The sequence below is a fragment of the Priestia sp. TGN 0903 genome (assembly GCF_050846855.1).
In the GTDB taxonomy this organism is placed as follows: domain Bacteria; phylum Bacillota; class Bacilli; order Bacillales; family Bacillaceae_H; genus Priestia; species Priestia zanthoxyli.
In genome coordinates this window covers 307,148-327,339 of sequence record NZ_JBOZGL010000006.1, presented here as the reverse complement: position 1 = coordinate 327,339, position 20,192 = coordinate 307,148, and the positions used below count along the sequence as shown (strand labels likewise).

Here is a 20,192-nt window from a genome sequence, read left to right as displayed (position 1 = left end):
AGTCACGCTGCAGAAATGCAGACAGCGAAAGCAGAGACAACTGAACATGTGAGTATCTCGCAAGCTCAAGCAAATGGTATTGCTCTGCAAGATTGTAAAGGGACGGTCACATCTACGGAATTTAAGCAAGAATCAAGTGTGTATGTGATTACAATTGTAACGAATAACCTTGAGCAAAGAATCGTAGAAGTAAGCGCAAGCACTGGAAAAGTAGTGAAGAAGCAAGAAGTGAAGTTATGGACACAAAATCAAGTGAAAGAATCCATTTCTAAGCAGTATACAGGAGCGATTCAATCTATTACATTTAACAAAGAAACGCATGAATATACGTTAACTGTAGTAGATGGCAAAGTAGAATATACGCTAACCGTGGATGGTCTAACGGGGAAAGTCATTCATGAGAATAAAAAAGAGCTGCAGCTAATATCAGAGCAAAAAATAAAAGAAACAATTGTTAAACAATATAGTGGTTACGTATATAGTCTAGAGTTTAAAGAATCCGCTAGTCAGTATGTCGCAGTGATTCTTAAAGATAGCACTCAATATACGGTAACGTTAGATGCTTTCACAGGAAAAGTAGTTAATACTTCTCAGCAAGCAGTGAAGCTATTAACGAGACAAGATGCAAAAGATCTTGCATTGGCTACATATGCAGGTAAGGTGAAAATGGTAGAATATGATCAAACCGCAGCGATTTTCACAGTAAAAATAATCAAAGATAATACGGAATACACCGTTACAATCGATGCGGTTTCGGGTGAAATCACACATGTAAAACATGATAAGCTTCAGCCGTTAACGGAGACCGCTGTAAAAGTTCTTGCTTTAAAACATCAAGAAGGAAAAGTAGAGCATATTGAGCTTATAACAGAAAACTCAATAACTGTATACGTGGTGACTTTAGTGAGCGGAAGCAAGCAGCAGACGCTTAAGTTCGATGCATATACTGGACAAGAGTGCTCATAATTTTTTATCTTAAAACATAAAACATACATTTCATTTTTCATTCATATCAAGCAGAGGGTGCTTCAAGGCATCCTCTGCTTTTCTATTTTGTAACTGGAAACATTACCGGTTATCTATGTTAAGATAAATGTAGATTATTCTCGTAAAATGGATAAAACTAGAATGAACTAAATTAAATAGATAGGGTGTACACATGAGAAAAGAAGTACAAGTTATAGCCAAAGAAGCTTTTATTAAAAAAGTGAATAAAGGTTATCCACTCATTGAAAAAGATGCGCTTGTTGATGGTCATAAACTGCAAGAAGAAGGCGTTATTATTAACTTAGTCACTCCAAAAAATCAATTCTTAGCCAAAGGCTATTATGGAAAACAAAACAAAGGCTACGGATGGATTCTGACGAAGAAGAAAAGTGAACAAATTGACGCGGCGTTTTTTGTACGAAAAATTCAGCGAGCTATTGCCTCTCGTCACGATTTTTATGCGTCTGAAGATACAACTGCTTTTCGTGTATTTAATAGTGAAGGTGACGGAATTGGCGGCTTAATCATTGATTATTATGACGGATATTACGTCACGAGCTGGTATAGTGAAGGAATTTATCAATTTAAAGAATACGTTATTGAAGCTTTAAAATCTGCGCCTAACTTTAAAGGGCTGTACCAGAAAAAACGTTTCAACGTAAAAGGGCAGTATATTGAAGAAGATGATTTTGTAGTAGGGGATAAAGGTGAGTTCCCTTTAATTGTAAGAGAAAATGGTATTCGTTTTGCCGTTTATTTAAATGACGGAGCGATGGTTGGGGTCTTTTTAGATCAGCGAGACGTCCGTAAAACGATTCGAGATAAATATGCAAAAGGAAAGACCGTTCTAAACATGTTTTCGTATACAGGCGCATTTTCAGTGGCGGCCGCTCTTGGAGGAGCTGCGAAAACAACAAGTGTCGACTTGGCCAATCGCAGCTTGGCAAAAACAATTGAGCAATTTAGTGTAAATGGAATTGATCACGAAGCACAGGACATTATTGTGGAAGATGTTTTTAAGTATTTTAAATATGCGGTTAAGAAGAATATGACGTTCGATCTTGTGGTGCTAGATCCGCCGAGCTTTGCTAAATCGAAAAAGCATACGTTCAGCGCGGCAAAAGACTACAAAGATTTATTAAAAGAAGCCATTGCTCTTACAAAGCCAAATGGTGTCATTGTAGCTTCGACGAATGCAAGTAATTTTGATATGAAAAAATTTCATTCGTTTATTGAAAAAGCTTTTAACGAAAAAGGGGAACGTTACAAAATGATGGAGCAGTTCTCTCTTCCAGCTGATTTTAAAACAATAAAAGAATTTAAGTCAGGTGATTATCTCAAAGTCGTGTTTATTCAAAAAGTAAATCGTTAAATGCAAGGCTGCATGATGAACTCATGCAGCTTATTTATTTTGATGAAATAACGCTTACAAGCTATTTTGAAGGGAATAAAATGAAGGTGAAAGATAAAAATTGTCAATATGTATGATAAAATAATAAAGGAATTATGCTCAACACTTCACAAATTTACAATATCATCCTTATGAAACGTATTTTTACAATTATTTTATTTTAAAGGGGACAAGTATTGGGTACGAAGGGGAAAGAGCATACTACTATTATTATTTAAAAACATGAAAGGAGAAAGATTATGGCTGAAACAACTAAAAAGCCTGCCGGCGAAGTGAAGTTTATTCCTTTATTAATTTGTCTGGCAATCGGACTTGTTTTATGGTTTATTACACCTCCGTCCGGACTTGATGTGAAGGCTTGGCACTTATTCGCTATTTTTGTGGCTACTATCGTAGGTCTTATCATTAAACCATTGCCATTAGGCAGTGTAGCTATTTTATCTTTAACCATTATTGTATTAACTAATACATTAACACTTGAACAATCGCTCAGCGGTTTTCAAAATACGACGATTTGGTTGATCGTTATTGCATTCTTTATTTCTAGAGGTTTTATTAAGACTGGTCTAGGAACAAGGGTTGCCTATATCTTTGTTCGTTTGTTCGGTAAAAAGACGTTGGGACTATCGTATTCTCTTATCGTAAGTGATTTACTTTTATCACCTGCAATGCCGTCTAATACAGCACGAGCTGGAGGAATTATTCTTCCAATCATTCGTTCTTTATCTGAAACATACGGATCGAGAACTGGAGACGGTACGGAGCGCAGAGTCGGTGCTTTCTTAACAAAAGTATCGTTTCAAGGAGATATGATTACATCGGCTATGTTCGTAACGGCAATGGCGGCCAATCCTCTTGCTGTTAAAATGACGGAACAAATTACAGGAAAGACTATTTCATGGGTTGGATGGGCAGCGGCTGCAATCGTACCTGGAATTATTAGTTTAATTGTGATTCCGCTCGTTATTTATAAGCTGTATCCGCCAGAATTAAAAGAAACGCCGGAAGCATCTGAAATTGCAGCAAAAAAACTAAATGAAATGGGCCCGCTAAAGAAAGAAGAATGGTACATGATTGGGGTATTTTTACTTCTTCTTGTGCTGTGGATTTTTGGCGCTAATTTAAATATTAATGCAACAACAACTGCTTTTATTGGTCTATGTGCGCTGCTTTTAACGCAAGTGTTAAGCTGGTCGGACATCAAAAAAGAACAGGGAGCATGGGATACATTAGTCTGGTTTGCTGTTTTGGTTATGATGGCAACTTTCTTAAATGATCTAGGCATGATTCCTTGGTTCAGTGATCTGATGAAAGGCACTGTTAGTCATATGTCTTGGATGACGGCGTTGATTGTACTAGCTATTGCGTATTTTTATTCTCACTACTTTTTTGCGAGTAACACGGCTCACGTCAGCGCTATGTACGCAGCATTTCTATCTGTCATCGTGGCCGCTGGTGCGCCTCCGTTACTGTCAGCATTAATTTTAGCGTTCTTTAGCAATTTATTTGGCTGTTTAACTCACTACGGCAGTGGACCGGCACCGGTGTTCTTCGGTAGTGGATATGTAACGCAGCAAAAATGGTGGTCGCTCGGCTTTTTAATTTCAATTATTCATATTATCATTTGGATTGGAATTGGCGGCTTGTGGTGGAAACTGCTAGGTCTATGGTAAAAAAAACAGTGGCGCAGGCCACTGTTTTTTTATGCTTCAGCCCAAACGGATACAGAGCCGCCATTTACAGGGAAGTGTCCGTAGCCGTCTTCTTCAATCACAACTTGGTCTTCTCGGTTCTTTGTGAAGTCGATCCACGTTTGTCCGCTTCGGTGTTCGCCGACGAACATTCTCTTTTCGCCGTCTTCGCCGTTTGACATCACCACAGCGCATCCAGACTTCTCAAATTCCTCTACACCATGCCTTACCCATCCAATGGTATTCGGGTGATCAAAATAATCGTCTTGCTGTCCGTATGCTTTGTCATAGCGTACGTGCAAGAGAGCAGAAATATCTTTTTCTTTTCCCTCAATTGGATGCTCTCCGCCTATCCCAAAATAGTCTCCGTAAAATACACAAGGATAGCCGTCTTCACGAAGTAAAATTAGAGCGTAAGCACTTTGTTTGAACCAATCTTCTACCCAAGATTCTAAAGATTCATTTGGCTGAGAGTCATGGTTATCTACAAATGTGACAACATTCAACGGATGAGTCTTAACCAATGTATCATCAAAAATTGTGGTTAAATCAAAATCTCTTCCTTGCTGAGAGGCTTCATGCAGTTTGTAATGCAGCGATACGTCAAACAAATCAATTTGATAATCAATAACGTCTAAAAATTCCTGACAGGCTGTTAATTCTGGATTCCAAAACTCTCCCACAAAATAAAATGGCTTTTCTTGAGAAGAGGACAATTCGTGAGCAAACTCTTTAATAAAATCATGGTTAATATGTTTAATGGCGTCTAATCGGTAACCGTCGCACTGCAGGGTGTCTGCTAACCATTTTCCCCATTTGATCATTTCTTCTCGAACTTCAGGGTGGTCGTAATCAATATTCGCAAACATTAAATAATCGTAGTTGCCAAACTCTTGATCAACATTTTCGTTCCAGCTTTTGTTTTCCCCGGCAATACGAAACACACCTTCTTTTCCGTTTTTATCATCGTAATCAGTGCCATTAAAATGATTAAAGTTCCATTTGAAAGAAGAATATTGATCGCCGCGCCCTTCAAATGTAAACTTTGTCCACCCTTCAATTTCAAAGGGTTCAGAAATCTCTTCTGTTCGGTTCATGGGGTCTACTTCAATGACGTGGAAGGTTTCTTTTTCATCCGCTGCAGCTTTATGATTCATCACAATATCAACATAGACATTAATTCCGTGATTATGACAGGCATCAATTGCTTCATGCAGCTCTTGCTTGGTTCCATACTTTGTACGAACGGTTCCTTTTTGATCAAACTCGCCAAGATCATATAAGTCGTAAACGCCGTAGCCATTATCCTCTGATGAAACACCTTTTGTAACCGGGGGAATCCACACGGAATCAATTCCTTGTTCTTTTAGTTGAGGAGCGAGCTCTTTGAGGCGTTTCCAATGCTCGCCATCAGCTGGCACATGCCATTCGAAAAATTGCATAATTGTATGATTCCGTTCCAAGTTAAATCATCCTCCTTTTAAATAAAAAGATATAATCGCTCACGGATAGTTCTTTAGAATCAAATGAGGAATTGATTATATTTTTTCTTTTAACGTTCCTGTTATCCCTATTCCTTAAACCTTTTTCAATATATGATGCTTAAGAAAATCTTAAGATTCCCCCTTCTTTTTTCTTAAGAAATGCAGTTTACAATAAAACCCATAGACGAAATGACCCATGATATACTTTTGAAAGGAGTGTGAGAAATCAATGAACGAATATGTGGTTTTAGTTGTAGATGATGAGCAAGAAATCCGCAATGGTATTGCTATTTATTTAAAAAATGAAGGTATTAAAGTCTTTACGGCCAAAGATGGAATCGAAGCCATAGAGATACTAGATAAAGAAAAAGTTCACTTGATTATTCTGGATATTATGATGCCAAGGCAAGACGGCATTTCAACAACGTTTAAAATTCGAGAACAAAAAAATATCCCGATTATTATGCTGAGTGCTAAAAGCGAAGATGCCGATAAAGTGCTTGGTCTGCAGGTAGGAGCAGACGATTATGTGACAAAACCTTTTAATCCATTAGAGCTGATAGCAAGAGTTAAATCACAGTTAAGAAGATATGTGACATTAGGTACCTATGAAGAAACAAAGACGATTAATATCCGAGGTCTTGTACTTGATATTGAGGCTAAGTCCGTCACTCTTGATGGGGAATTCATTAAGCTCACTCCCATTGAGTATAAAATTGTAGAATTATTAATGAAAAATGCAGGAAGAGTTTTTTCCATACATGATATTTATGAGCGCGTATGGAATGAACCCGGCTACAACGCAGAAAATACGGTAGCAGTGCACATTAGAAAAATAAGAGAAAAAATTGAGATTGAACCAAAAAATCCGAGATATGTAAAGGTTGTGTGGGGACTTGGATATAAAATGGAAAAATAGCGTTATTTCAGCTATAGGTATTATCTTGTTTTTATTTGGTTTAGGAGCAACCATTTCTTCTATTGGCAGCATGCATAACCTAGTAAAAGCAAACTACTTACAAAAAAGTACCTATGTAAAATCAGAAGGCTTCCAAAAAGAAATAGATCGTTTTACAAATGATCTTTACCTCTTAGAATTGACATCCAAGAATAAAAATACCGTTAACGCAAATACGATAACAGAAGAAGACATTGAGTCGTATCGATATGCAGAAGGAAACTTAACGGAACAAATACAAAACGTACACGATAAATATGAAGAAAAAATAGAAGACGCTAAGCAAGCAAAGAGTAAAAAAGTTGAAGATGCCTATGTAAAGCAGCGGGATCTAGAAGTTAAAAACATTCAAAAAAAGTTTCAAGATGATCAATTTGTTCGAGAAGAAATAGCAAAAAATAAAGAATTCGAAATAACGAGAATTTATGATGAAGCTTTTGATCGGCAAAAACCATTATCTCAATATAAAAAAGACATCATGTATTATTTGAAAGATAGAAACACACAAAAAATATATACGAACATCCAAAATGCAAGCAAGGAAAACGTTAATCAATTAGTAAAACAAAAAAATATGTTGTATAAACATACCTATTCAGCTCAATCACCCCTTATGTTTCAACTAGATGAATATAAAAATTCATTGTTAAGCAGTGAGACAGACTCAGAGATTCCAAACCGGTATTTAAAGCAGAAGTTTACGGGTATAATTGCTGTTCCTGAAAAAGAAGCTTTCAGTAGTTCTTTATTTGATGAGTATAACTATTTTCATCATCAAAATGTAGTATTTCTCGTGTATGTATTGTCAGGGATAATAGCTCTGTTAATAGTTTACTTCATTTATAAAAAAACAATAACCGGACATTTAAAAGAAATAACAAGACAAACTGCCGTACAGAGGATTTATAGAAAAGTACCTTTAGATATGTGTATAATTGTTTTTCTTTTGTACTCATTTTTCACATCAAGTCTAGTTCTGAACGGCTATCCAACTTCTTTATTAGAATCATATAAGCATGTTGCTACATTTTTCTTTTATATGATAGCTATATCCATAGCTATTTGCCTGTGGGTACTTCAAGTATTTTTACTGTTTCAGCGTATGCGCACACTAGATGATATAAAAGAAGAATATAACAGAACGTGTGTTTATCAAGTCATTTATTTTCTTCAATCTATTTTTATTATCAGACATATTGGCATGTATATAATGGTTGTAGTACTGCTTTTAGTTTTTGCGGTATTTGCTGTTGCAGCTTTATTGACCAGTGGATCTATGTTTGTAGAACAAGTGTCTATACTATACTTAGCTGTCGGCAGTGTTATAGGAGTGGTTACTTTGATACTGCTTATGCTACGAATTAATTATTTAAATAAAATTATTATTTCCATTAATCAAATCGCCACAGCTGAGTGGAAAGAGCCGTTACCTATCAAAGGAAAATCAGCTTTAACTCAAGCAGCGATAGATATAAATCATATTCAGCAGCAAATTCAAACATCTCAGCATGTTCAAGTTAAAAGTGAACGCTTGAAAACAGAGTTAATTACCAACGTCAGTCACGATTTAAGAACACCCTTGACTTCTATTATGACATATACAGCGTTGCTAAAGTCCCAAGATCTTACTTGGGACGAACAACATGCTTACGTTGAAATTATTGACCGTAAATCAAAACGTTTACAGACACTTATTGATGATTTGTTTGAAGTATCAAAAATGGCAAGTGGAAATGTAGAATTGCATAAAGACACAATTGATATTAATCAGCTTCTTCATCAGGCTTTAGCTGAATATGATGAAGCAATTAAAGATTCAACTCTGCAATTTCGTATTCAATCTATCCAAAAGCCGATATTTGCTACTGTAGATGGTCAAAAATTATGGAGAGTATTTGACAATTTGATAGAGAACATATTGAAATATTCACTTGAACAAACGCGTGTCTATATTTCTGTTCAAGAAATAAACGAACAAGTGAAACTAACGTTTAAAAATGTAAGTAAATATGAGTTAAATGAGCAGGCAGACGAGCTGTTTGAACGATTTAAAAGAGGGGACGCCTCAAGACAAACCGATGGCTCTGGACTTGGTTTAGCTATTGCTAAGTCAATTATTGATTTGCACGGAGGAGAATTGAATATTGAAATTGACGGAGATTTATTTAAAGTAACGATTACTCTTTAATGTGAGTGAATATAAACAGCATATCTAGTAAAAAAGAGAAGCAACCTCATTATGCTGGTTGCTTCTCTTTTTTTAGCGTTCGTAATTTTATTCCGCAACCGCAAAGTGTACTGTGCTTTAGTACTTTTATTTCTCTATGACACTGATTACATCTTATTTCTTGTCCAACCATTTCTTCATCCCTTCCTCTTTTTACAAGAATTTAAATAAGTATCCATAAAATATGGATACTTATTTAGTGATAAAATGTTAAACTAATTGAGAATAAACGAAAATCTAAAATGAGAAAAACACCTTTATTTTCTCATTGGGAAAACTGATATCTTTATTTTACTTGCTGCGGAACAGACAATCCTAAACCGTCTGCAACGCGTGTTCCATACTCTGGATCCGCTTTGTAGAAGTGCTGAATTTGACGCAGTTTAATCTCTTCTTTTTCTACAGGCTTCATAGCTTCAACGATGTTTGCAACTAGTCGTGTACGCTCGTCTTCGCTTAGGAGGCGGTATAAGTCACCTGCTTGCGTGTAATGGTCGTTATGATCATATGCAACACTATCGGCAACGCCTGAAACAGGGTATGCCGCTTGTTTGTTTTCATGAGATTCTGTCGGACCGCCAAAGCTGTTTGGCTCATAGTAAACAGAACGGCCGCCGTTATCGTCAAAGCGCATTTGACCATCACGCTGATAGTTATTTACTTCATTGCGCGGACGGTTAATAGGTAGCGCTTGATGGTTAGCACCCACGCGGTAGCGATGTGCATCGCTGTATGCGAATAGTCGACCTTGCAGCATTTTATCAGGTGATACGTCAATTCCCGGTACAAGCGTTCCAGGTGAGAATGTAGCTTGCTCCACTTCGGCAAAATAATTTTCTGGATTTCGGTCCAAGACCATGCGACCTACTTCAATTAACGGATAGTCTTTTTGTGACCAAACCTTTGTTACGTCAAACGGATCAAAGCGGTACGTATCAGCGTCTTCTAATGGCATAATTTGAACGTACAGCTTCCATGAAGGGAAATCGCCTTTTTCAATGGCATTAAATAGATCTTCAGTATGATAATCCGGATTTTCACCAGCTAGCTTTGCGGCTACGTCTGGAGACAGATTTTTCACGCTTTGCTCTGTTTTAAAGTGATATTTTACCCAAACGCCATCTCCTTCGGCATTAACCCATTTAAATGTATGGCTGCCAAATCCATGCATATGGCGTAACGTTGCCGGGATACCGCGATCAGACATTAAAATAGAAACTTGATGCAAAGATTCAGGAGATAAAGACCAGAAATCCCACACGGCCGTCGGGTTTTTCAAATGCGTGCGTGGATCGCGTTTTTGTGTATGAATAAAATCGGGAAATTTAATCGCATCTCGGATGAAAAATACAGGTGTATTATTTCCGACTAAGTCGTAGTTGCCTTCTTCTGTATAAAATTTAACAGCAAATCCGCGAGGGTCGCGAACGGTATCTGCTGAGCCGTTTTCACCAGCTACTGTTGAAAAGCGAACAAATAGAGGTGTTCGTTTTCCTACTTCAGAAAGGAAAGCTGCTTTTGTATAGGCTGAAACATTGTTTGTCACTTCAAAATAACCGTGGGCACCGGCGCCTTTTGCGTGTACGACGCGTTCAGGAACACGCTCTCGGTTAAAATGGGCTAATTTCTCTAAAAGGTGAACATCTTGAATTAAAGTAGGTCCGCGTGAACCAGCGGTCATCGAATTTTGATTATCTCCAACCGGAGATCCCCAACTAGTCGTTAAGTTGTTCTTGTTTGTTGTCATCTTAGAACCACCTCTTATTTGAATTTTATTATGTTAGAAATAATAATAACATTTTTAAATAAAAAATCAATACTAAATTATAATTATTATAATTTAAAGTGTTAATTTTGAGATGTAGTCAGTGGGGGTTATAAGCATGTGAAGTGTACGAACTATTTTAAAAATTTTCTGTATAGTATATTTAGTTTAATAATAAAAATGCCTGGTGTGCAATTATTTTGACCGGCTATTACCATATCAAAAACACGCTTGCTTATATAAGCAAGCGTGTTCGTTTTATATATTTTGTGATAAGTTTGCTTTCGCCGCTAGTTCAGCCTGAGGCGTGCGCCAAAGCTGCGTCCATTTTTGAATCGCGGCAATCATAATAATGAGACCGAGTATAAGCATGATGATTGAAAGAGTCGCATTTAATATGCTGTAACCTGCCGCAGCTTCATTTAAATACACATTCTTAACCATCCAATAACCCGCGTAGTTAACCGTTACGTAAAGGTAGGCTAGTGGAATAAGACAAGTAAGCATATAGGAGCGCTTATCTGCAATTCTAAGAATAACGGTTGCACCAATAATTAAACCAATGGATGCCATTAACTGATTCGATACGCCGAACAGCGCCCAAACTGAGCCAATATCTCCTGAGAACAATAAGTATCCCCACATAAAACAGGCTAGGGCACTTGCAAAAATGGACCCAGGAAGCCAGTCTACTCGCTTCAATGGCTTATAAAATTCACCGAAAAAGTCTTGAATTAAATAGCGGGAAACGCGTGTACCCGCGTCGATAGCAGTCAAAATAAACACTGCTTCAAACATAATAACGAATTGAAAAAAGTAAGAAGACAGGTGGCTGAACCAAGGAATTTCCGTGAAAATATACGTCATTCCTACAGCCAGTGTAACAGCGCCGCCTGTACGGCCTTCTAAGTTTAGGCCAATTTCTTGGCTAAGCTGAGGAAGAGCCGTTACGTTCATGCCAAGCGTTTTGAATACTTCAGGTGTAGAGTTGATTGCAAAATAGTCTCCAGGATGTAAAGCAGTTGCGGCAATTAATGCCATAATTCCTACTAAGCATTCGACTAACATCGCGCCGAAGCCTACAACTTTAATGTCACTCCAACGATCGAGCATCTTAGGGGTTGTTCCTGAACCAACAAATGCATGGAAGCCAGAAATAGCACCGCAGGCGATCGTAATGGAAATAAACGGCCACACAGGTCCTGCTAAAATAGGGCCGCCTCCGTGAATAAATTCAGTAACTGCAGGAAATGGAATTGCTGGATTTACGAAAAACACGCCTACAATCAGCGCGATAAAGACACCAATTTTCATAAAGCTGCTTAAGTAATCTCGAGGTGCTAAAAGCAGCCAAACGGGCAAGGCCGCTGCAAAAAATGCATAAACGGGAAGAATAATTGAAAGTGTTTTAATATCTAGCGTTAAAAAATCTCCTAAAGCTGTTCCTTGAATATAAGGACCGCTAAATACGGCGATTAAAATTAAAATGAAGCCGACGGTAGAAGCCGCTTTTAAATTACCTGTTTTTTTGTGGTAAATACCTACCCCCATTGCGATCGGAATGGTAATTCCAACAGCGAATGTACCCCAAGGATTTTTCTCAAGGGCGTGTAACACGACCATAGATAAACCGGCCATTGTAATGGTAATGATAAAAAGCATAGCTAAACCTGTACAAAAACCAGCGACGGGTCCTAGCTCTTTTTTAGCCACTTCTGAAAGCGACTGGCCTTTTTGGCGCATAGATGCAAATAACACAACTGCATCGTGAACGGCTCCTCCGATTACAGCTCCGATTAAAAGCCAGAGCAGTCCGGGCAAATAGCCAAACTGAGCTGCTAAAATAGGTCCAACAAGCGGACCCGCAGCTGCAATAGCTGCAAAGTGATGACCAAATGTTACCCATCGATTGGTTGGCACGTAATCTTTTCCATCTTCAAGCTCATGTGCCGGCGTTTTTTGCGCATCGTTTAGTTTCAAGACCTTAACAGCCATGAATGTTCCATAAAGCCGATACGCAATCATTAAAATACAGATAGATCCAATAACAATCGTAACCGCATTCATTACAAATCCCCCTATCCCTTAGTTGTCTGATGTTTGTACTACTACACAACGTTATGTAATTGTGTGTTCCCCTTACAACTTTCATTATAAAAGAAGAAAGCGCTTTTATCACCAGTTTTTCCCTTAATTATTTAAAAAATTAGAAAGTTCAAATTCCCTTTGAAAAACTATAAGACTTTTCACATAATCTCTGCTATAATTTTTAAAAAAATTAGTACGCATTTAGGTGTTTTTAGTTAGGGAGATGAAATGAGTGAACCATCGTCAAGAGTTACAAAATAGCAAGCGTATCGTAGTCAAAGTAGGGACATCTACGTTGACCTATGATAACGGAGATATTAACTTAGCACGCATTGAAAAACTAGCGCGTGTGTTATCTGATTTAATGAATGCAGGAAAAGAAGTTGTGCTTGTTACATCAGGTGCCGTTCAAGTGGGAGTAAAAAAACTAAAGTTAAAAGAAAAGCCAACTTCTATTCGAGAAAAACAAGCAGCAGCCTCTGTCGGGCAGTGTGAGCTTATGCATATCTATAGTAAATTCTTTGGTGAGTATAGTCACATTGTTGGTCAAGTACTGTTAACAAAAGATGTAATCGAAGATGAACATGTGCGCAATAACGTTGTGAACACGTTTGAAAAATTAATTGAAGACAAAGTGATTCCTATTGTGAATGAAAACGATACAGTTGCCATCGATGAGATTGAAAACATCGTGCGTTTTGGAGATAACGATAATTTATCCGCCATTGTTTCAGTTTTGATTCACGCAGATTTACTTGTTATTTTATCTGATATTGACGGTTTCTTTGATTCAGATCCCACAAAAAACCCTAACTCTAAATTAATGAAAGTAATAGATGGCATCACGCCGGAGCTTGAGAATTTTGCTGGAGATAGTGGAACTGACGTTGGAACAGGCGGAATGGTCACAAAGCTGACCGCTGCTAAAACAGCTACAAGTGCAGGCGTGAGCTTAATCCTAGCAAATGGGAAAGAACCAAGTATTTTGCGAGATATTATTGAAGGCCAAGAAATTGGAACGTTATTCTTAAAACAAGCTGAAGGAGTAATGAAATGAGTGAATTGCAGCTTAAAGGAAAGCAGGCAAAAGAAGCCTCTTATTTCTTAGGAAATGTAACGAGCGAACAAAAACAGCAGGCACTTTATAAAATGGCGGCTGCTCTATTGGATCAACAAGAGACAATTTTAAAAGCAAATGAATTAGACGTAGAAAAAGCCGTTCAAAAAGGCACGTCAAAAGCGATGTTGGATCGCCTATCTTTAAATGAAGGGCGGATTCATGGAATGGCAGACGGCCTGCGCCAAGTAGCTGCGCTTGCAGATCCGGTAGGAGAAGTGCTGTCTATGGCTAAACGACCAAATGGCTTACAAATTGGGCAGCAGCGTGTACCTATTGGTGTCATAGGAATTATTTATGAAGCGCGTCCAAACGTTACATGTGATGCAGCAGGCTTATGCTTAAAAGCAGGAAATGCGGTTATTTTGCGCGGAGGCAGTGAGGCATTTCATTCGAATCAAGCGATTGTTTCTGTATTATCCCAAGCTGCGGCAAGTGCAGGATTTCCTGAGCATAGCGTACAGCTTATTGAAGATACGTCGAGAGAAACAGCACTGGAGTTAATGAAGCTAAATGAATATATCGATGTATTAATTCCTCGAGGCGGTGCTGGTTTAATTGAAGCGGTGGTAAAAAATGCAACGGTTCCTGTTGTTGAGACAGGAACCGGGAACTGCCACATTTATGTTGATGAAGAATATGACCGTGACATGGCAGCCAGTATTGTCATTAATGCAAAAACATCTCGTCCAGCGGTGTGCAACTCAGCCGAAAAGCTGATTATTCATGAACGGGCGGCTCATGAATTTTTGCCGATTATTGTTCAAGCGCTACGAGAGAAAGATGTAGAAGTACGCGGTGATGAACGTGCGCTCACAATCGTTCCAGATCTTGTTCCAGCAGGGGATGAGGATTGGAAGAAAGAATATTTGGATTTCATCATGGCAGTTAAAATCGTAGATGACATCGATGAAGCGATTTCCCATATTAATGTTCATAGTTCACATCATTCTGAAGCGATTGTAACAACAAATTATGCTCATGCTCAGCGTTTTTTACAGCGCGTTAATTCAGCTGCTGTTTATGTGAATGCTTCGACGAGGTTTACGGACGGAGAAGAGTTTGGTTTCGGGGCAGAAATCGGAATTAGTACACAAAAGCTTCATGCGCGTGGACCAATGGGATTAAAGGAATTAACAACATTAAAATATATTATTTACGGAGATGGACAAATTCGATAAAAAGAAGAGGCTGGGACGAAAGTATTTTAGACAAAGTAAAAACGAACCATTGATCAAAATTTTTGATTAGTGGTTCGGTTTTTTTGTTAGGGTGAACATAGTTTTCATCTGTTTAAATTCTTCTAGTAGTTGATTGGAGGGCGAGATGAAGACTCCCGCGGAAAGCGAAGTCTTGCACGGAAATCAACTACGGTGTCATAAGCCGTTTAGCTCATGTATCCCATTTGTTTTTCTTTAGATTGGATTCATTTAGTTATACCCCAACCTCTTCCCTTACTTCCATATATGTTCAATTTCTTCAAGTGACTTTCCTTTTGTTTCTGGCACCCACTTCCATATAAACAAAAATGAAGCGATACACATAATCATAAAAGATAAAAAGGTAAAAGATCCTCCAGCTTTGTTCCAAAGAATAGGAAAAAACTGAGACACAAACCAATTAGCTATCCACAAGAAAAAGGTAGAAATAGACATTGCATAGCCTCTCGCATGATTAGGAAAAATTTCAGAAATCACAACCCATACAACAGATCCCATAGAAATATTAAAAAGAAATAAATAAAAAACAATAAGTAAACTAGTAGTCAAGCCTTCAGTACCCTGTGAATGAAATCCAAAAGAAACGAGAAGCTGCGTAACGGCCATACCGGCTGTGCCAATAAGTAATAAAGCTTTGCGGCCAATCCGGTCGATAAGCCACATGGAACAAAGAACGCCTAAAAAGGCAGCTACACCAATCATAGACGTAACAAGGAGCGATAAATCTCCTCTAGCTCCAGCTGCTTCAAAAACTTGCGGGGCGTAATAAATAATGGCATTGATTCCGACAAGCTGTTGAAAGGCTGCAAGTAGAATACCAATAAGCAACGCTTTTCGAAGGCCTGCCTCTTTAAAAAGCGAAAGAGAAGCCGGTTGATTTTCTTTTAACGATTGCTCAATATGATACAGCTCTTGGCGTGCAATGTGTGTACCATTGATTTTAATTAAAATGTCCATAGCTTCTACAGTGCGGTTTGCTTTTACTAGCCACCTCGGACTTTCAGGAACAGGAGAAAGGATAAGAAGAAATAAAAGAGCTGGAATCCCAGAAGCACCGATAATGTAGCGCCATCCTGTGGAATTCTGCCATGCGTCTTCCCCAATAGATAAAATGTAGTCATTTACAAAATAGACAGAAACAATCCCAACGGCAACAGCAAATTGATAAAGAGAGCCTAAGCGGCCGCGCATGTGCGGAGGGGCTATTTCAGAAATATAGGTAATAGAAAGAACGGAGGCCATACCAATGCCTAGCCCTCCAATAATTCGAGAAATAATCACAAAAGAGATGGTTGAAGATAGCGCTTGCATAATTGCGGATACGATAAATAAAGAAGCTGCTAAAAGCAAGATACCTTTTCTACCGAATCGATCACTCAGTTTTCCTGAAGAAAGTACCCCAACGGCACCCCCGAGCAGCAAACTGGATACAACAAAACCTACCATCGTTGGACTGAGATTAAAATGCACTTCCATCAACCCAATAGCCCCTGAAATGACGGCTGTGTCATAGCCGTAAAGTAACCCTCCAAAAGCAGCTGCACATGAAATGAAAATAACAAAAAATAGATTTCCTTTTTGCTCCTTATACTCGTCAGAAGTTACTTTTACTATCCCCATATAAATTCCTCCTTTGAATCGCGTTCACTATTTTAATTTAAAAAAACGTTATACGTAAAACGTTTTCATAAAAGATGTTTTTATGTTAAACTAAAAATTGTAAATAATCAAACTATTTTTTAACTTTTATATGAATTATGTACGTTTTGTTATCAATCAATAGGGAAGAAAAAGTAAGGGGGAAGAGAAATATGGCGTTTATTCAATGTGATTTTTTTTCAGAAGTATTGCAAATAAGTACTTCAATGAACGTTTTGATACCGCAGCAAACAAAATCTCAGATTGGTTTACAAACCAATACAAGAAGTGAGAAACACCCTACGCTCTATTTATTACACGGTCTTTCTGATGATCATACGATATGGATGAGAAGAACTTCGATTGAACGCTACGCATCAGAATTAGGACTTGCAGTTGTAATGCCAAATGTAGATCGTAGCTTTTATAGAGATATGGCTTATGGAAAGAAGTATTGGACGTTTGTAACAGAAGAACTTCCTCAATTGGCTAGGTCATTCTTTCCGTTATCGGAAAAAAGAGAAGATAATTTTGTGGCTGGTCTTTCTATGGGAGGGTACGGCGCTTTAAAATGGGCGTTTCGCAAACCACATCAATTTTCTGCAGCTGCCAGTTTATCAGGAGTGATGGACATTGAAGGGCTTGGAGAGCGAGGGGAAGTTCAGTTCCTAGATTATCCTTTGATTTTTGGCATCCCGCCTGTTATTAGACCTGAGGATGATCTTTTCTGGCTGCTTGAAAATCGCCGGCGCTATGGAGAAGTGACTCCGCGTATTTATCAATGCTGTGGAACGGAAGATTTTTTATATCAGGAAAATAAACGTTTTTCCGAGCGATGTAAGCAAGAGCCTATTTGTTTTACATATGAAGAAGGAAAAGGAAGTCACGACTGGGCATATTGGGATCAAAAAATTCAAGATGTGTTAAAGTGGCTGTTTAGTGAAAAGTAGGGAAGGTAGTTTTGGGTGGTTCCGACTTCTAGTAGTATAATAAAGAAAAATGTTTACTTGGTCGATAGACTAAAAGGAAATAGGAGTCGGTACGAATGGGGAGAAAAAAAGTCACGATTACAGAAGTAGCAAAAGAAGCGGGTGTTTCATTAGCTACGGTATCAAGAATCTTCAATAATAAAGACGGTAAAATTAAAATCAGTGAAAAAACAAAACAAAAAGTACTAAAAGCAGCAGCTCATTTAGGGTATCAGACAAATCCATTTGCGGCAGCTCTGCGGGCCCAAAAAACAGGGATTATCGGGATATTAATTAGAGATTTAAAAGACCCATTTTTAATCGAGCTGTTAAAAAAGGTACAGCAGCAAGTTCAAAGTCGAGGGATGGACGTTCTTATTGGACATACGGATTACCAAGAAACAACGGCTGAGCGTCAATTAAATGTGATGATGAATCATTGGTTTGATGGAGTCATTTTATTAGATTATGTAGCCGCTCCGCATCCGTTTGTAGACGTATTAAAACAATATCAAACGCCTTACGTTTCTCTTACAGGAGACGGCTCTTCTGCACTTTGGCCAATTGTACATGTAGATGATGCGGTGGGAATACAATTAGCTGTTGCTCACTTAACGGACCTTGGCCATAAGAATATCGGGTTCGTTGGAAAAGCTGTAAGCGGAGTCGAGCACCGTCTGTCTCTGTTTTATCAGTATGTACCGTCAGCAAACGCAAAGTTTGTGAAAGAAGATATGAATAACTCAGATGAACTATATCAGTTTATAAATGAGCTAGCTCATCATCCAGAGCCCCCAACTGCGCTTATTTGTGCTACGGATTACATTGCTCTGAAAGTGATACACTGTGCGTGGCAAAACGGACTTCACGTTCCAGCGGATTTGTCTGTTATAGGGTTTGATGATATTACAGAAGCTAGTGAAGCGCAACCTCCGCTAACAACCATCCGTCAACCGATGGAAAAAATGGCTGAAAAAGCAGTAAACCTCTTACTTCAGCAAATTCAGGATCAGCAAGAAATAGATCAGGTACAGTATAAAATGGCACCTGTATTAGTAGAGCGTGAGACCACAAAACGTATGAATTGATAAGGAATGTATATACTATTCCTGAAAGTGTGAGACAAAAAGTCCACACTTTTTTGCATTAACCATTGCGTCCACTTCCCTCTTTCTTATACACTGTATGCTGTAGGGGAAAAAACCAAGCTTTAATATGTTTGGAGCGATTTGATGACACAACAAAAATTAGATAAATATGAAATTATGGACGTTAGCTTACTAGCAGGTAAAATTATGTTAGAAAGCGGAGCAGAAACGTATCGAGTAGAAGACACAATGATGCGGATTGCAGCGTCTTACGGTATAAAAAAATCCCACAGCTATGTGACGCCAACAGGGATTATGTTTTCACTTGAAACGAAAGAACCGACGAAAACGAAGTTAATTCGTATTTCCGAACGAACGACCGATTTAAAAAAAGTAACTATGGTAAATAGCGTCTCAAGAACCATCAGTCAAGGAAACATCTCCTTGGAGGAAGCGTATGAAATGCTACAAGAAATTGAAGCAACGAACGTAGCTTTTCCACTATGGGTTCAACTTGCAGCTGCATCCATTTCTAGCGGATGCTTTTTAATCATGTTTCAAGGTTTATGGACGGACTTTATTCCAGCGATGTTTTCAGGAGGTCTCGGATTTTTAACCGTGGTGTATTTCCACCGTCTTATTCCGATTCGCTTTTTTGCTGAGTTTACCGCTTCGTTAGTTATTGGACTTTTATCAGCTCTTTTAGTCGCTTCAGGACTAGGAACGCAAATTGATAAAATTATTATTGGATCCGTTATGCCTCTCGTTCCTGGGTTATCGATTACCAATGCAGTGCGAGATTTAATGGCGGGACATTTACTGTCTGGATTATCAAAAGGAGCAGAAGCGTTTCTGACGGCATTTGCTATTGGTGCAGGTATTGCCATTGTATTTACGCTTCTATAGAAGGGAGGCATCATATGCATATCGTAGAGCAGATAATTACAAGTTTTATTGCTTCAGCAGCGTTTGGGATCATTTTTAATGTTCCACGTGAATCATTATTAAAAAGTGGCTTTGTCGGAATGATTGGCTGGCTCATTTACTATTTGCTAACGTTCTATGGTGTAGATGAAATTCCAAGCACTGTAGCATCGGCCTTTTTTATTGCTATTATTAGTCAAATTTACGCAAAAATTTATCGTACGCCGATCATTATTTTCACCGTAGCAGGTATTATTCCGCTCGTTCCAGGGGGAACAGCATACGATGCCATGCGTAACTTTGTAGAAAATAATTATAATGAAGCGATTAGTCTTGCAGCAAAAGCCTTTATGATTTCAGGTTCAATTGCCATTGGTATTGTATTTTCTGAAGTCATTAACCAAATCATTCGTCAATCTAAATTAAATGCGAAAGCAAAATATCGACCGTAGAGAAGCAAGCTCAAATCAGAGCGTGCTTTTTTTATGAAAAAATAAAGAGATCCTTCCCTTTTTTGTCACAAGAAAGTCACGTTTTAGTCTAAAAACGTTCAAAAAATGTACGTGCACAGCTAAAAAAATAGACTATACTATGTAAATAGAAAGAGAGACATTACATATGTTTGT

The 20,192-nt window shown here is 38.2% G+C and carries 15 protein-coding genes; 11 read left to right on the top strand and 4 right to left on the bottom strand.

What is annotated here, in order from left to right; all coding sequences use genetic code 11:
- Positions 1–15 precede the first annotated feature (15 nt).
- The 3 genes from ACRPLY_RS21045 (at position 16) to ACRPLY_RS21035 (ending at position 4,071) form a co-directional block, all read left to right on the top strand.
- Positions 16–966: a PepSY domain-containing protein gene (locus ACRPLY_RS21045; RefSeq protein ID WP_367077556.1), complete on the top strand. Its 951-nt coding sequence runs from the start codon at positions 16–18 to the stop codon at positions 964–966.
- 193 nt (positions 967–1,159) lie between these two features.
- The gene (locus ACRPLY_RS21040) at positions 1,160–2,359 is read left to right on the top strand and encodes a class I SAM-dependent rRNA methyltransferase (RefSeq protein WP_049166318.1); all 1,200 of its coding nucleotides are present in this window, start codon (positions 1,160–1,162) and stop codon (positions 2,357–2,359) included.
- Between the two features lie 278 nt (positions 2,360–2,637).
- Positions 2,638–4,071 (top strand): anion permease, encoded by a 1,434-nt coding sequence (locus ACRPLY_RS21035; RefSeq protein WP_028411930.1) that lies wholly within the window; start codon positions 2,638–2,640, stop codon positions 4,069–4,071.
- A gap of 29 nt (positions 4,072–4,100) precedes the next feature.
- Here ACRPLY_RS21035 and ACRPLY_RS21030 read toward each other — a convergent pair whose 3' ends face one another.
- Positions 4,101–5,552, bottom strand: a complete 1,452-nt coding sequence (locus ACRPLY_RS21030) for an alpha-amylase (RefSeq protein WP_028411931.1) — start codon at positions 5,550–5,552, stop codon at positions 4,101–4,103.
- Between the two features lie 250 nt (positions 5,553–5,802).
- Between ACRPLY_RS21030 and ACRPLY_RS21025 the strand changes: the two genes are divergently transcribed.
- Both ACRPLY_RS21025 and ACRPLY_RS21020 read left to right on the top strand, forming a co-directional pair.
- Complete coding sequence (locus ACRPLY_RS21025) at positions 5,803–6,492, top strand: response regulator transcription factor (protein WP_325076971.1); 690 nt, start codon at positions 5,803–5,805, stop codon at positions 6,490–6,492.
- Positions 6,470–8,719, top strand: coding sequence for a sensor histidine kinase (locus ACRPLY_RS21020; protein WP_325076970.1), 2,250 nt, complete (start codon positions 6,470–6,472; stop codon positions 8,717–8,719). Before ACRPLY_RS21025 ends, ACRPLY_RS21020 begins: the two co-directional genes overlap by 23 nt.
- Positions 8,720–9,044: 325 nt before the next feature.
- Here ACRPLY_RS21020 and katA read toward each other — a convergent pair whose 3' ends face one another.
- Together katA and cstA are read right to left on the bottom strand one after the other, a co-directional pair.
- Positions 9,045–10,505 (bottom strand): catalase KatA, encoded by a 1,461-nt coding sequence (gene katA / locus ACRPLY_RS21015; protein ID WP_047749559.1) that lies wholly within the window; start codon positions 10,503–10,505, stop codon positions 9,045–9,047.
- Between the two features lie 276 nt (positions 10,506–10,781).
- Positions 10,782–12,590, bottom strand: a complete 1,809-nt coding sequence (gene cstA, locus ACRPLY_RS21010) for a carbon starvation protein CstA (RefSeq protein WP_014457699.1) — start codon at positions 12,588–12,590, stop codon at positions 10,782–10,784.
- Between the two features lie 253 nt (positions 12,591–12,843).
- Here cstA and proB point away from each other — a divergent pair, with 253 nt between their 5' ends.
- Both proB and ACRPLY_RS21000 read left to right on the top strand, forming a co-directional pair.
- Positions 12,844–13,668, top strand: a complete 825-nt coding sequence (gene proB / locus ACRPLY_RS21005) for a glutamate 5-kinase (RefSeq protein ID WP_013085533.1) — start codon at positions 12,844–12,846, stop codon at positions 13,666–13,668.
- The gene (locus ACRPLY_RS21000) at positions 13,665–14,909 is read left to right on the top strand and encodes a glutamate-5-semialdehyde dehydrogenase (protein ID WP_367077557.1); all 1,245 of its coding nucleotides are present in this window, start codon (positions 13,665–13,667) and stop codon (positions 14,907–14,909) included. Before proB ends, ACRPLY_RS21000 begins: the two co-directional genes overlap by 4 nt.
- A 273-nt stretch (positions 14,910–15,182) precedes the next feature.
- On the opposite strand, the gene ACRPLY_RS20995 is transcribed toward ACRPLY_RS21000, so the two are convergent.
- Positions 15,183–16,568, bottom strand: a complete 1,386-nt coding sequence (locus tag ACRPLY_RS20995; RefSeq protein WP_432232102.1) for a sugar porter family MFS transporter — start codon at positions 16,566–16,568, stop codon at positions 15,183–15,185.
- A gap of 191 nt (positions 16,569–16,759) precedes the next feature.
- On the opposite strand from ACRPLY_RS20995, the gene ACRPLY_RS20990 reads away from it, so the two are divergent.
- From ACRPLY_RS20990 to ACRPLY_RS20975, 4 genes are all read left to right on the top strand, one after another.
- On the top strand, positions 16,760–17,536 hold the full coding sequence (locus ACRPLY_RS20990; protein ID WP_099000259.1) for an alpha/beta hydrolase: 777 nt from the start codon (positions 16,760–16,762) through the stop codon (positions 17,534–17,536).
- A gap of 95 nt (positions 17,537–17,631) precedes the next feature.
- Positions 17,632–18,642 (top strand): LacI family DNA-binding transcriptional regulator, encoded by a 1,011-nt coding sequence (locus ACRPLY_RS20985; RefSeq protein WP_099000258.1) that lies wholly within the window; start codon positions 17,632–17,634, stop codon positions 18,640–18,642.
- A gap of 144 nt (positions 18,643–18,786) precedes the next feature.
- A complete protein-coding gene (locus tag ACRPLY_RS20980) occupies positions 18,787–19,548 on the top strand; it encodes a threonine/serine exporter family protein (RefSeq protein WP_013085528.1) in 762 nt (253 codons plus the stop codon).
- A 14-nt stretch (positions 19,549–19,562) separates the two neighbouring features.
- Positions 19,563–20,018, top strand: coding sequence for a threonine/serine exporter family protein (locus ACRPLY_RS20975; protein WP_013059882.1), 456 nt, complete (start codon positions 19,563–19,565; stop codon positions 20,016–20,018).
- Positions 20,019–20,192 lie beyond the last annotated feature (174 nt).

What these genes read in the sequence shown, in the direction of transcription:
- ACRPLY_RS21045 (WP_367077556.1), top strand. Translation starts at nt 16, where the DNA reads ATGCAGACAGCGAAAGCAGAGACAACTGAACATGTGAGTATCTCGCAA.
- ACRPLY_RS21040 (WP_049166318.1), top strand. Translation starts at nt 1,160, where the DNA reads ATGAGAAAAGAAGTACAAGTTATAGCCAAAGAAGCTTTTATTAAAAAA.
- ACRPLY_RS21035 (WP_028411930.1), top strand. Translation starts at nt 2,638, where the DNA reads ATGGCTGAAACAACTAAAAAGCCTGCCGGCGAAGTGAAGTTTATTCCT.
- ACRPLY_RS21025 (WP_325076971.1), top strand. Translation starts at nt 5,803, where the DNA reads ATGAACGAATATGTGGTTTTAGTTGTAGATGATGAGCAAGAAATCCGC.
- katA (WP_047749559.1), bottom strand. Translation starts at nt 10,505, where the DNA reads ATGACAACAAACAAGAACAACTTAACGACTAGTTGGGGATCTCCGGTT.
- cstA (WP_014457699.1), bottom strand. Translation starts at nt 12,590, where the DNA reads ATGAATGCGGTTACGATTGTTATTGGATCTATCTGTATTTTAATGATT.
- ACRPLY_RS21000 (WP_367077557.1), top strand. Translation starts at nt 13,665, where the DNA reads ATGAGTGAATTGCAGCTTAAAGGAAAGCAGGCAAAAGAAGCCTCTTAT.
- ACRPLY_RS20995 (WP_432232102.1), bottom strand. Translation starts at nt 16,568, where the DNA reads ATGGGGATAGTAAAAGTAACTTCTGACGAGTATAAGGAGCAAAAAGGA.
- ACRPLY_RS20990 (WP_099000259.1), top strand. Translation starts at nt 16,760, where the DNA reads ATGGCGTTTATTCAATGTGATTTTTTTTCAGAAGTATTGCAAATAAGT.
- ACRPLY_RS20985 (WP_099000258.1), top strand. Translation starts at nt 17,632, where the DNA reads ATGGGGAGAAAAAAAGTCACGATTACAGAAGTAGCAAAAGAAGCGGGT.
- ACRPLY_RS20980 (WP_013085528.1), top strand. Translation starts at nt 18,787, where the DNA reads ATGACACAACAAAAATTAGATAAATATGAAATTATGGACGTTAGCTTA.
- ACRPLY_RS20975 (WP_013059882.1), top strand. Translation starts at nt 19,563, where the DNA reads ATGCATATCGTAGAGCAGATAATTACAAGTTTTATTGCTTCAGCAGCG.